The following is a 13,803-nucleotide window of genomic DNA, read 5'->3' on the forward strand; positions in this document are numbered from 1 at the left end:
CAATTCTTAAGAAAAATTCATTCAAAATTAGATATACTTAAATCAATTTAAATTAAGGTATCAATTTGCAAAAAATCTTTTATTTAATAGTTTTTTTACTTAGCATAAATTTGTATGCTAAAGATTTAGAAAAAGTTTCTTTACAGTTATCATGGTTTAATCAGTTTCAATTTGCAGGATATTATATTGCAAAAGAGAAAGGATTTTATCAAGATGTTGGCTTAGATGTAGAAATTAGAAATTTTGATTTTAATATAAATGTTCCAAATGAAGTAGATTCAAAGAAAGCAACATTTGGTGTTGGAAGAGAAACCTTACTCTTAGAAAAAAGTAATAATAAAAATATAATAGCTTTATATGCCATATTTCAAGCATCTCCTTTAATTTTACTATCTTTAGATAACACAGGTATAAACTCTATTAGTGATTTTAATAATAAAAAAATTATGACTACAATTGATGATTCTAGTGAAGTATCGCTTAAGGCAATGATTAGCTCACAAAATATCGATTTTAATAGACTAAACTTTTTAAAACATACTCATGATATTATGGATTTAGTAAATAAAAATACAGATGTGATTTCAGCTTATATCTCTAAAACACCATATGAATTGCAAAAAATGGGTATTGGATATAATGTTTTTTACCCAAAAGATTATGGTTTTGATATGTACAGTGATTTTTTATTTACGAATACTGATGAAATAAAAAATAATGAACAAAGAGTTATTGATTTTAAAAATGCTTCTTTAAGAGGATGGGAATATGCTTTTTCACATATTCATGAAGCTGCAAACTTGATTTATAAAAAATATAATGAACAAAATATACCTTTAGATGCATTAATTTATGAAGGAAGAGAGTTAAAAAAACTTGCATATTATATGAATTCGAACTTAGGTGAAATAAAAAAAGAAAAAGTTCAAAGAATTTTTGATTTATATAATGTGATGGGATTAGCTAAAAATCCAATTTTAATTGATGATTTTATTTATGATGATAATTATACACTTTTTACTAAAGGTGAAAAAAATTATATAAAAAATAGAAGTGCAATTAATGTTTGTATCAATCCTAGCTTAATCTCTTTAAATCATAACTCTAATAAAGAGTATACAGGAATATTAAAAGATTTTTTAGATTTAGTAAGAAAAAATAGTAATTTAGAATTTAATTTAATAACAAAAAAAAATTGGAAAGAAACAATTGAGTCTATATCTTCAAATGAGTGTGATATTATATCAACAGCTTCAACATCATTAAAAATAAAAAATAGACTAAATTTTACAAGAAGATATATTGATATTCCACTGGTTTTTGCAACAAAAGATAAAGTTTCTTTTATTGATAATATATCTTCATTGAAAAATAAAAAAATTGGAGTTGTAAAAGATATTACCTTTATTGACTTTTTAAAAAAACATTATCCATATTTAGATATTGTTGAAGTAAATAATATAAATGAGGGTTTAAAAAAAGTATCAAGAAATGAACTATTTGCACAAATAGATACTATTACAGCAATCTCAAATGAGATACAAGAGAATTTTTTAACTGAACTTAAAATTTCAGGAAAATTAAAAGAGAATTTGCCATTATATTTTGCAGTAAGAAAAGATGATAATTTTTTACTAAATATTTTAAATAAGTCTATTAATTCCATTGATGATTTTGCAAAACAAAAAATTGTAAATAAGTGGATAAGTATAGAGTTTAAAAATAATTTCGATTATTCACTACTATGGAAAATACTTCTATTTTTCGTAACAATATTAATTATCTTATTATATAGACAAAGATTATTAAATAAAGTAAATAGTGTATTAAAAGACAAAGTAGATGAAAAAACAATAGAGTTAAAAAGATTAAATGAGTCATTAGAAAAAAGAGTAGAAGAAGAAGTTCAAAATAATAGAGAAAAAGATAGATTATTATCTCAACAAGTTAAGATGGCTGCAATGGGTGAGATGCTTGAAAATATTGCACATCAGTGGAGGCAACCTTTATCTATTATCTCTACAACATCAAGTGGTATTGTTATGCAAAAAAAAGCTGAAATACTAAAAGATGAGTTTTTAATCAAATCAATGGATACAATAAACGATACTGCACAATACTTATCTAAAACAATAGAAGATTTTAAAAATTTTTATGAACCAAATAAAAATATAGTTAAGTTTAATATTAAGACAGTATATACAAAAACATTAGATATTATTAACTCAAAATATAAAAATTTAAATATAAAATTCATTGAAAATATTGAAAGCATAGATTTGCTTGGATTAGATAGTGAATTAATTCAAGTAATTATTAATATTTTAAATAATTCAAAAGATGCATTAGAAACTAATAACAATCTTGATGAAAGATATATTTTTGTAGATATTTATAAAAAAGAAGATTTTTTAATTATAAGTATAAAAGATAACGCTGGTGGAATAGATGAATCAATTATTGATAGAATTTTTGAACCATATTTTACAACAAAGCATAAATCTCAAGGAACAGGAATAGGTCTTTATATGAGTCAAGAGATTATTACAAAACATATGTATGGAGAAATCACAATTAAAAATAAACACTTTACATATAATAATAAAAGTTATATAGGAGCTTGGTTTACTGTAAAAGTACCTCTTAAGCTATAAAAATAAGAATAAAAAAACATTTTGAAAAACAAATAATAAAAATATCAAAAATTTAAGCCTGCATTAAGTTTAAACCCTTGACAAAGGGGCAAGATTTGTCTATAATTCCCGTCCAAATTCGCTGAGGCAAACAAGAGATTGAGAGCTAAAGATGAGATTGAGTTCTTTAACACAAAGTAAGTTTGTAAGAGAAGTAACTTTTATAAACTGAATATATATATGACAAAAAAATAAGAAGAATACAAATTCTTCGTCTATAATATCATACATAAAGTATGATAAAACAATGAGTAATTAATTTTGTATAGAAATACATAATTAGTCAGAGAACAAACACTTTATGGAGAGTTTGATCCTGGCTCAGAGTGAACGCTGGCGGCGTGCTTAACACATGCAAGTCGAACGAGAACGGGATTAGCTTGCTAATCTGTCAGCTAAGTGGCGCACGGGTGAGTAATATATAGGTAACGTGCCTTCAAGAGGGGGATAACAGATGGAAACGTCTGCTAAAACCCCATATGCCTTTAATGCGAAAGTATGCAAGGGAAATATTTATAGCTTGAAGATCGGCCTGTACAGTATCAGATAGTTGGTGAGGTAATAGCTCACCAAGTCAATGACGCTTAACTGGTTTGAGAGGATGATCAGTCACACTGGAACTGAGACACGGTCCAGACTCCTACGGGAGGCAGCAGTGGGGAATATTGCACAATGGGGGAAACCCTGATGCAGCAACGCCGCGTGGAGGATGACACATTTCGGTGCGTAAACTCCTTTTATATAAGAAGATAATGACGGTATTATATGAATAAGCACCGGCTAACTCCGTGCCAGCAGCCGCGGTAATACGGAGGGTGCAAGCGTTACTCGGAATCACTGGGCGTAAAGAGCGTGTAGGCGGATAGATAAGTCAGAAGTGAAATCCAATAGCTTAACTATTGAACTGCTTTTGAAACTGTCTATCTAGAGTATGGGAGAGGTAGATGGAATTTCTGGTGTAGGGGTAAAATCCGTAGAGATCAGAAGGAATACCGATTGCGAAGGCGATCTACTGGAACATAACTGACGCTGAGACGCGAAAGCGTGGGGAGCAAACAGGATTAGATACCCTGGTAGTCCACGCCCTAAACGATGTACACTAGTTGTTGCTATGCTCGACATAGCAGTAATGCAGTTAACACATTAAGTGTACCGCCTGGGGAGTACGGTCGCAAGATTAAAACTCAAAGGAATAGACGGGGACCCGCACAAGCGGTGGAGCATGTGGTTTAATTCGACGATACGCGAAGAACCTTACCTGGTCTTGACATAGTAAGAACCATTTAGAGATAGATGGGTGTCTGCTTGCAGAAACTTATATACAGGTGCTGCACGGCTGTCGTCAGCTCGTGTCGTGAGATGTTGGGTTAAGTCCCGCAACGAGCGCAACCCTCGTCATTAGTTGCTAACACTTCGGGTGAGAACTCTAATGAGACTGCCTACGCAAGTAGGAGGAAGGTGAGGACGACGTCAAGTCATCATGGCCCTTACGACCAGGGCTACACACGTGCTACAATGGGGTATACAAAGAGCAGCGATACAGTGATGTGGAGCAAATCTAAAAAATACCTCCCAGTTCGGATTGTAGTCTGCAACTCGACTACATGAAGTTGGAATCGCTAGTAATCGTAGATCAGCAATGCTACGGTGAATACGTTCCCGGGTCTTGTACTCACCGCCCGTCACACCATGGGAGTTGATTTCACTCGAAGCGGGGATGCTAAGATAGCTACCCTCCACAGTGGAATTAGCGACTGGGGTGAAGTCGTAACAAGGTAACCGTAGGAGAACCTGCGGTTGGATCACCTCCTTTCAGAGAAAAGATTAAGAGAGTCAAAACTCTTAATCAAAGTCAATATATATTCAGTTTATAAAGGTTATTTAAAAGATAGGTGAGAGGGCCTATAGCTCAGCTGGCTAGAGCGCTCGACTGATAATCGTGAGGTCCCAGGTTCAAGTCCTGGTAGGCCCACCATGATTAAATAATCTTAAAAGAAGAGATTAAAAAGTTGGGGAATTAGCTCAGCTGGGAGAGCGCCTGCCTTGCACGCAGGAGGTCAGCGGTTCGATCCCGCTATTCTCCACCAACAAACAAGAAGAAGTTAAATATAAGTTCAATAAATATTGGATTTATATTTAATTTTTTCAGAGATGAGAAGATTAAAGAAGTTATTTAAAAATATAATGTTAAAGTCAAAAATTTTTCTAAGAAAAGAAAGCAATTTCAAGAAAGAAAAGAAGAACACAACTATTTTATTAAATTTAATAAGATAGTAGCCAAGGAATAATTATCAAAAAAGGTTAGAGTAAGATCTAATTAAAAAAATAAGCTATTAAGGGCTAATGGTGGATGCCTAGACTGTAAGAGGCGAAGAAGGACGTACTAGACTGCGAAAAGTCACGAGGAGCTGTCAAGAAGCATTGATTCGTGAATATCCGAATGGGACAACCCAATATATAGAGATATATATTACCCAGAAATGGGGGCTAACGTGGTGAAGTGAAACATCTCAGTAACCATAGGAAGAGAAATCAAAAGAGATTCCCAAAGTAGCGGCGAGCGAAATGGGAGAAGGGCAAACCCTATGCTTGCATAGGGGGTTGAAGGACCATAATATGAGACTAAAGATAATAGTAGAAATATCTGGAAAGGTATAGCAAAGAGGGTGAAACTCCTGTATACGAAATTATCAATAGCTCTAATGGTATCCTGAGTAGGACGGAACACGTGATATTTTGTCTGAATCCGGGGGGACCACCCTCCAACCCTAAATACTACTTACAGATCGATAGTGAACAAGTACCGTGAGGGAAAGGTGAAAAGTACTCCAGCGAGGAGAGTGAAATAGAACCTGAAACCATTAGCTTACAATCATTCAGAGCCCTATGTGAATTTATTCACAGGGTGATGGACTGCCTTTTGCATAATGAGCCTGCGAGTTGTGGTATCTGGCAAGGTTAAGTCAAGTACGAAGCCGTAGCGAAAGCGAGTCTTAAAAGGCGAATTAGTCAGATGCTGCAGACCCGAAACGAAGTGATCTATCCATGGGCAGGTTGAAGCTGGTGTAAGAGCCAGTGGAGGACCGAACCGATGGGCGTTGAAAAGCCCCCGGATGACCTGTGGATAGGGGTGAAAGGCCAATCAAACTTCGTGATAGCTGGTTCTCTCCGAAATATATTTAGGTATAGCCTCTAGTAGTAGCATGTAGGGGTAGAGCACTGAATGGGCTAGGGCTGCTTACCGCGGTACCAAACCCTATCAAACTTCGAATACTACATGTGTAAGCTAGGGAGTCAGGCGTAGGGTGATAAAATCCTATGTCGAGAGGGGAACAACCCAGACTAACAGCTAAGGTCCCAAAGTTACATCTAAGTGGAAAACGATGTGGAGTTACTGTGACAACCAGGAGGTTGGCTTAGAAGCAGCCATCCTTTAAAGAAAGCGTAACAGCTCACTGGTCTAGTGATTCTGCGCGGAAAATATAACGGGGCTAAGATGTACACCGAAGCTTTAGATTCATAATTTATTATGAGTGGTAGGAGAGCGTTCTATTCAGCGTCGAAGCTGTACCGGTAAGGAGCAGTGGAGCGGATAGAAGTGAGCATGCAGGCATGAGTAGCGATAATTAAGGTGAGAATCCTTAACGCCGAAAACCCAAGGTTTCCTACGCGATGCTCGTCATCGTAGGGTTAGTCGGGTCCTAAGTCGAGTCCGAAAGGGGTAGACGATGGGAAATTGGTTAATATTCCAATACCAACAATTAAGCGCGATGTGGGGACGCATAGAGTTAATCGAGCTCACTGATGGAATAGTGGGTCGAAGGACGTAGGTTGTAATTTAGGTAAATCCGGATTACAAGAGACCGAGATCTGATAGGCTGAACAATCTCTTCGGAGAGCGTTTAGAATCGATGATACTGTCGTGCCAAGAAAAGCCACTAAGTATATTAATTGTTGCCCGTACCGTAAACCGACACAGGTAGGTGGGATGAGTATTCTAAGGCGCGTGGAAGAACCCTGGTTAAGGAACTCTGCAAACTAGCACCGTATCTTCGGTATAAGGTGTGCCTACTTTGGTATAGAGATTTACTCTCAAAAGCCTAAGAGGTTGCAACAAAGAGTCCCTCCCGACTGTTTACCAAAAACACAGCACTTTGCTAACACGTAAGTGGATGTATAAGGTGTGACGCCTGCCCGGTGCTCGAAGGTTAATTGATGATGTAAGCGTAAGCGAAGCATTTGATCGAAGCCCGAGTAAACGGCGGCCGTAACTATAACGGTCCTAAGGTAGCGAAATTCCTTGTCGGTTAAATACCGACCTGCATGAATGGCGTAACGAGATGGGAGCTGTCTCAACCAGGGATCCAGTGAAATTGTAGTGGAGGTGAAAATTCCTCCTACCCGCGGAAAGACGGAAAGACCCCGTGCACCTTTACTACAGCTTGACACTGTAGCTTGGATATTCATGTGCAGGATAGGTGGGAGGCTTTGATTACTAGACGCAAGTAGAGTATGAGCCATCCTTGAGATACCACCCTTGAATATTTGAGTTACTAACTGCGTACAATAAACTTGTATCAGGACAATGTCTGGTGGGTAGTTTGACTGGGGCGGTCGCCTCCTAAAAAGTAACGGAGGCTTACAAAGGTTAGTTCAAGGCGGATGGAAATCGCCTGATGAGTATAATGGCATAAACTAGCTTGACTGTGAGAGAGACAACTCGAGCAGAGACGAAAGTCGGTCATAGTGATCCGGTGGTTCTGAGTGGAAGGGCCATCGCTCAAAGGATAAAAGGTACGCCGGGGATAACAGGCTGATCTCCCCCAAGAGCTCACATCGACGGGGAGGTTTGGCACCTCGATGTCGGCTCATCGCATCCTGGGGCTGGAGCAGGTCCCAAGGGTATGGCTGTTCGCCATTTAAAGCGGTACGCGAGCTGGGTTCAGAACGTCGTGAGACAGTTCGGTCCCTATCTTCCGTGGGCGTAGGAAAGTTGAGAAGATTTGTCCCTAGTACGAGAGGACCGGGATGAACGTACCACTGGTGTACCAATTGTTCTGCCAAGAGCATCGTTGGGTAGCTACGTACGGATGAGATAAGAGCTGAAAGCATCTAAGCTCGAAGCCAACTTCAAGATGAACTTTCCCTGAAGATCCCAGTAAGACTAACTGGTTGATAGGCTAGATGTGTAAGCATAGAGATATGTTTAGCTGACTAGTACTAATAGATCGTTCGGCTTATTATTATACTTGGTTTACTATCTTATTAAGTTTACTAAAGTTGTGTTCAAAGAGACTTTAACATTAATATACTCAAAATATGAGTATAGAGTGAATAATAAAATTCATTGTATACTCATATTGCTGGTGGATATAGCGAAGTGGAAATACCCAGATCCATACCGAACCTGGAAGTCAAGCACTTCTGCGCTGATAATACTGCACCTTTCAGGTGTGGAAACGTAGGCCTCTGCCAGCTCTTGAGTTTTTACAAGCCCTTATCTATTTTAACTTATTTAAGTTATCTTAGTTGTGGGCTTTTTTTTTGCCTTCGCTTTATTTATTGCTTATTCTGCCTTACATTTACTTTAACTTTGACTATTAATATATTATTAACTAAATTTCGATAAAATACTTAAACATTAAAATAAGGAATTTAAATGCTATTATCTTTAAAGCAAAAGATTATAGACTATGTATTTACTGTATCTAAACAACCTATATTATTAAAAGATTTATTAATTGCGAATTCACAATATTTAGAAAAACTGCATGTGGATCCAGTAAAACTTGGTTTTAGGTTAAAAGTTGCTAGAGCATATTTAGTATATATATCTTTAGTTATTTTATTTACAGTACCTTTTACAACTATAACACATAACTTATTTGCGAATTTAGATCCTCATGTATCAATAATAGTTGCAATGCTTTTAACAGCTGTTATTTTTATTTTTTTTAACTTCTTTAGGGTATGGCTAGTTGATCAAGTAGCACTAAGTCAAATAAAAAAAGGTTGGCAAATACATTTTCCTTTTTTCCCATATGAAGAGTATAATAAAAAAATAAATGAGATTTTTCAGCAATCAAATAAATTAGAACTACAAAAGAAAGATTTGCAAAAATATATTTTGGATAACCTAGCAGAATAGGTTATCTATCATAAAGAGCTTTTGCCTTAGGGTTATTAATTTTTTTTAATTTCATATCAACATATTTTCCTAAAATATTTTGATAAGAGATAAATGCTAATGTTTGTTTTCTTTTTAAAGGAATATATTCATATATCTTAAAACCAGCTTCATACATAGATAATCTAACAGGTGTTGCAATAGAGTATGTAGTAATAATAGTATCTTCTTTTGATAAGTTGTATAGTAATTGAAAATACTCCTTAGTCCAAAGTTCATAATTTACATCGCTTGAAAATGCATCTTGGTAGATTATATCAAATTTAATATCTAAATTTTTTAAATAATTTTTTGCATCACCTATGTAAAGTCTTATTTCAATTTGTTCATCCTTATAATAAAGATTTTTACATAATTGTTTTATTATAGGAACTAATATATCAAACTCTTTGGGATATATGAAGTTTTCTAAGCTTTTAATTAGTTTTTTATCTAGTTCAGGTGAATAAATATTGATTTTACTATTTATGTTATTATTTTTAATATAATAAATAGTTCCTAATGTATTATATCCAAGTCCAAAACATATATCTAAAATATTTACTTGATCTTTTTGTTTATGAAAAGTAAATGCAGGAATTACATGTTTTGATAAAGTTTCAAAAACAGCACCATCATCTATATTATGATAATGCTGTTTATACTCTTTTGAATAAAGAGTGTTTGAGCCATCTTTTGTAGTTACAAGTGAGTACACTATACTTCTAGCTCTTTTAGTTTATCTTCTGGTAAGAATAACTCTTTGTTTGACATTACTCCAATTTTTGAATCTATAATATCTTGAGCTATTTGTTTTGCTTCATCTAGTGAGTGCATTTTATATGTACCACATTGAAATTTATTTAATTCTGGAATATCATTTTGAGATTTTACTTTTAAAACATCTTCCATAGATTTTCTCCATGCAGTTGCAACTTCTTCTTCACTTGGGCTACCTAATAAACTCATATAAAAACCAGTTCTACATCCCATAGGTGAAACATCAATAATTTCTACTTTATCTGAGTTTAAATGACTTCTAATGAAACCTGCAAAAAGATGTTCTAATGTATGAATACCTTTTTCTCCTAGCATTTTCTCATTTGGAACACAGAATCTTAAATCAAATACTGTTATAACATCCCCAGCTGGTGATTTCATTGTTTTTGCAACTCTAACAGCAGGTGCTGGCATAATTGTATGATCAACTCTAAAACTATCTAATAATGGCATTTTAAACCTTTCAAATTTAATTATAATTTGAATTTTAGCTAAATAAAGGTAAATGAGTGATTAGTATTAATAAGTAGTATATTTTCAAAGAATATAAGAAGAAGAGGTTTTAAACCTCATTTTCTTCTTTTAAATCTTCAACTTCATCACTATAGTCCATAGCTGCCCATCTTTGAAGTTGTCTATATCTATATTGTGCATCTTTTTTATTTTTTTCAAGTAAAAAGTCTGCATGTTCTGGATTTAGTTTCTTTAAAGATCTATATCTATTCTCTCTTAATAAAAACTCTTCATATTTTTCCCATTTAGGTTTTTTCCCAAATATTTTAATAGGATTTTGACCCTCTTTTATTTTTCTTGGGTCAAATATATAAATTGGCCAGTATCCACTATCTGTTGCAAGTTGACCTTGTTCTACTGACTTCATTAATCCACCTTGAATTCCATGTGCGATACAAGGAGAGTAAGCAATAATTAAAGATGGCCCATCATACTCTTCTGCTTCTTTCATGGCTTGAAGTGCTTGTTTTTGATTTGCTCTTGAGTTTATTTGTGCTATATAAATATTTCCATATGTCATAGAGATATAACCTAAATCTTTTTTAGCATTTGATTTACCATCATTTGTAAAATCTGCAATTGAACCAGCACGAGCAGCTTTTGATGACTGACCACCTGTATTTGAATAAACTTCAGTATCAACTACTAAGATATTAACATTTGCACCAGTTGATAAAACATGATCAACACCACCATATCCAATATCATATGCCCAACCATCTCCACCAATCATCCATTGAGACTTTTTAACAAAATATTTTTTTAAATTTAAAAGTTCTTTTACTCCTTCTAAATCTTGATTAACTTCTAATTGAGGTACAAGTTTATCTCTTATTTCTTGAGTTTTTGCCCCATTATTTTTATTTTCTAGCCACTCTTTATATAGAACTTTTAGAGGATTATTTACTTTATCCATAGTTTTAATCATAATTTGTGCAACCCTATTTCTAATAGTTTCCATTGCAGCATGCATACCATAACCAAACTCTGCATTGTCTTCAAAAAGTGAGTTTGCCCAAGCAGGACCTTCTCCTTTCTCATTTTTTGTATATGGTGTTGAGGGAGCAGAACCTGAATAAATTGATGAACATCCAGTTGCATTTGCAATCATCATTCTATCACCAAATAGTTGTGTTGCTAGGGTAATGTATGGAGTCTCTCCACAGCCAGGACATGCTGAGTGATACTCAAATAATGGTTGTGCAAATTGTGAATTTTTGACATTAGAAGCTTCTACTAAATAATCTTTATAAGATACATCATTGAATAAGTAATCAGCATTCTCTTGCTCATTATTTTCATCTTCTTCATTATATGGTACCATCTTAAGAGATTTCTCTTTTGTAGGACATATGTCAACACAGATATTACAACCTGTACAGTCTAAAATAGAGACTTGAATTTTGTATTTTAAATCTTTTTCTTTGAACTCTTTGCCTTTTGCATCTAATGCTTGATTTTTTATTCCCTCAGGTGCATTTTCAAACTCTTCTTTATCCATTAAAAAAGGTCTAATTACTGCATGTGGGCACTCAAAAGCACATTGATTACACTGAATACATGTATCGCTGTTCCATTTTGGAACCATTGTTGCAATACCTCTTTTTTCATATTTTGTTGAACCATTTTCAAATGTTCCACACTCCATACCAAGATCAACAATAGTAGATACAGGTATTTCATCACCTTTTGCTGCATTTACTACCTTTGCAAAACCTTCAACATATTCACTTCCATTGTATTTTGAATTAATTGTTAAAGAACTGCCCTCAAGATTTGACCACTCTTTTTTTACTTCTACTTTTTCAACTCCATGTTCTCCTTGGTCAATTGCTTGATAGTTCATATTTACTATCTCTTCACCTTTGTTTCCATATGCTTTTTTAGCATACTCTTTCATATACTCTTTTGCTTCTTCATATGGAATAACATTTGCAAGTTTAAAGAATGCTGCTTGCATAATAGTATTTGTTCTATTTCCTAAACCAATATCATGGGCTAATCTTGTTGCATTAATTATATAAAAGTTTATATTTTTATCCGCAAGAAGTTTTTTTACTCTGTTTGGTAGTTTATTCTCTATTTCATCCTTTGAATGAATTGAGTTTAATAAAAAAGTACCATTATCTTTTAATTTATCAACTACTTCGTATTGTTCTAAGTAAACCTCTTTTGAACAGGCTACAAAGCTTGGATTTGATACAAGATAAGTTGATCTAATAGGATTTTTGCTAAATCTTAAGTGAGATCTTGTATATCCACCACTTTTTTTAGAATCATATGCAAAATATGCTTGTGCATAAAGATCTGTTTTATCACCAATAATTTTTACAGAGTTCTTATTTGCACCAACTGTTCCATCTGCTCCAAGCCCATAAAATAAACATTCTGTTACATCTTCAACAACAGAAATATTCTCTTTTACATCAATAGAAGTATTTGTTACATCATCAATAATACCAACAGTGAAATTATCCTTTGATTTATTACTTGCTAAATTATCAAAAAGTGCAATAATTTGGTTTGGTGGTACATCTTTAGAAGAAAGACCATATCTTCCTCCAATAATTTTTGGTTGATTTTTTTGTCCATAAAATAGTGATCTTACATCAAGATATAGTGGTTCGGCTAAACTTCCTGGCTCTTTTGTTCTATCAATTACACATATTCTTTCAACACTTAAAGGTAAAACATTCATAAAATATTTTGCAGAAAATGGTCTATATAAATGAACACTTAAAAGACCAACTTTTCTATTTTCTGTTTTTCTTAAATAATCAATTGTTTCTTTAATAGCTTCTGTAACTGAACCCATTGCAACAATAACATCAGTTGCATTTTCATCTCCATAATATGTAAAAGGAGCATAGTTTCTACCTGTAACTTTAGATATTTCACTCATATATTCATTTACAATATCAGGAAGTGCATTATAGTATCTATTTGCTGCTTCTCTTCCTTGAAAATAGATATCATCATTTTGAGCTGTTCCTCTAGTAATTGGTGATTCAGGATTAAGTGAACTATCTCTAAATTTTTGTACAGCATCGTAATCAAGAAGTTTATCAAATACTTCATATGGCATTACTTCAACTTTATTGATTTCATGAGAAGTTCTAAATCCATCAAAAAAGTGTAAAAAAGGAACTCTTCCTTTTATGGCACTTAAGTGTGCAACACCTCCTAAATCCATAACTTCTTGTACAGAACCAGTTGCAAGCATTGCAAATCCTGTTGCTCTTGTACTCATTACATCTTGATGATCGCCAAAGATAGATAATGCATGAGTAGCTAGTGCTCTTGCACTTACATGTATAACTCCAGGTAATAATTGTCCAGCAACTTTATACATATTTGGTATTTTTAAAAGCAAGCCTTGTGAAGCTGTATATGTAGTAGTTAGTGCTCCTACTTGCAATGAACCATGAAAAGTTCCCGCAGCACCAGCTTCACTTTGCATCTCTATTACTTTTACTGTAGATCCAAAAAGATTTTCTTTACCTTGAGTAGCCCATTTTTCAGTTATATCACCCATTTGTGATGAAGGTGTGATAGGATATACTCCCGCAACTTCTGTAAAAGCATAAGAAACATGTGCAGCAGCTTCATTCCCATCCATAGTAGCAAATTTTTTTATCATTATCTATCCTT

5 protein-coding genes, 2 tRNA genes and 3 rRNA genes are annotated in these 13,803 nt (G+C 34.0%); 7 read left to right on the forward strand and 3 right to left on the reverse strand.

All coding sequences use genetic code 11. The annotated features are described in order from the left end of the window. Positions 1 to 65: 65 nt before the first annotated feature. From ACAN_RS01095 to ACAN_RS01125, 7 genes are all read left to right on the forward strand, one after another. A complete protein-coding gene (locus ACAN_RS01095; protein WP_228150671.1) occupies positions 66 to 2,654 on the forward strand; it encodes an ABC transporter substrate-binding protein in 2,589 nt (862 codons plus the stop codon). Between the two features lie 337 nt (positions 2,655 to 2,991). Next, positions 2,992 to 4,506: ribosomal RNA gene (locus ACAN_RS01100) — 16S ribosomal RNA — on the forward strand. An 85-nt stretch (positions 4,507 to 4,591) separates the two neighbouring features. Next, a tRNA-Ile gene (locus ACAN_RS01105) sits at positions 4,592 to 4,668 on the forward strand. A gap of 36 nt (positions 4,669 to 4,704) precedes the next feature. Further along, positions 4,705 to 4,780 (forward strand) — tRNA-Ala (locus ACAN_RS01110). Positions 4,781 to 5,016: 236 nt separating this feature from the next. Then, positions 5,017 to 7,938, forward strand: a 23S ribosomal RNA gene (locus ACAN_RS01115). A gap of 117 nt (positions 7,939 to 8,055) precedes the next feature. Then, positions 8,056 to 8,171: ribosomal RNA gene (gene rrf, locus ACAN_RS01120) — 5S ribosomal RNA — on the forward strand. Together the 16S, 23S and 5S rRNA genes with 2 tRNA genes alongside form the textbook arrangement of a ribosomal RNA operon. Before the next feature lie 181 nt (positions 8,172 to 8,352). After that, positions 8,353 to 8,841: a hypothetical protein gene (locus ACAN_RS01125; protein WP_079578757.1), complete on the forward strand. Its 489-nt coding sequence runs from the start codon at positions 8,353 to 8,355 to the stop codon at positions 8,839 to 8,841. Between the two features lies 1 nt (position 8,842). Here the strand turns inward: ACAN_RS01125 and ACAN_RS01130 are convergent, their stop codons facing one another. From ACAN_RS01130 to nifJ, 3 genes are all read right to left on the reverse strand, one after another. Then, positions 8,843 to 9,577: a tRNA (5-methylaminomethyl-2-thiouridine)(34)-methyltransferase MnmD gene (locus tag ACAN_RS01130; RefSeq protein ID WP_099335033.1), complete on the reverse strand. Its 735-nt coding sequence runs from the start codon at positions 9,575 to 9,577 to the stop codon at positions 8,843 to 8,845. Beyond that, complete coding sequence (luxS, locus tag ACAN_RS01135; protein WP_099335032.1) at positions 9,577 to 10,092, reverse strand: S-ribosylhomocysteine lyase; 516 nt, start codon at positions 10,090 to 10,092, stop codon at positions 9,577 to 9,579. The genes ACAN_RS01130 and luxS overlap by 1 nt, the downstream gene beginning before the upstream one ends. 109 nt (positions 10,093 to 10,201) lie before the next feature. After that, positions 10,202 to 13,792, reverse strand: a complete 3,591-nt coding sequence (gene nifJ, locus ACAN_RS01140; protein ID WP_099335031.1) for a pyruvate:ferredoxin (flavodoxin) oxidoreductase — start codon at positions 13,790 to 13,792, stop codon at positions 10,202 to 10,204. Between the last annotated feature and the right edge of the window lie 11 nt (positions 13,793 to 13,803).

The organism is Malaciobacter canalis (assembly GCF_008000835.1).
GTDB lineage: Bacteria > Campylobacterota > Campylobacteria > Campylobacterales > Arcobacteraceae > Malaciobacter > Malaciobacter canalis.

Bases quoted from the DNA above. Each gene is read 5' to 3' on its own strand.
- ACAN_RS01125 (WP_079578757.1), top strand. From the start codon at position 8,353: ATGCTATTATCTTTAAAGCAAAAGATTATAGACTATGTATTTACTGTA.
- luxS (WP_099335032.1), bottom strand. From the start codon at position 10,092: ATGCCATTATTAGATAGTTTTAGAGTTGATCATACAATTATGCCAGCA.
- nifJ (WP_099335031.1), bottom strand. From the start codon at position 13,792: ATGATAAAAAAATTTGCTACTATGGATGGGAATGAAGCTGCTGCACAT.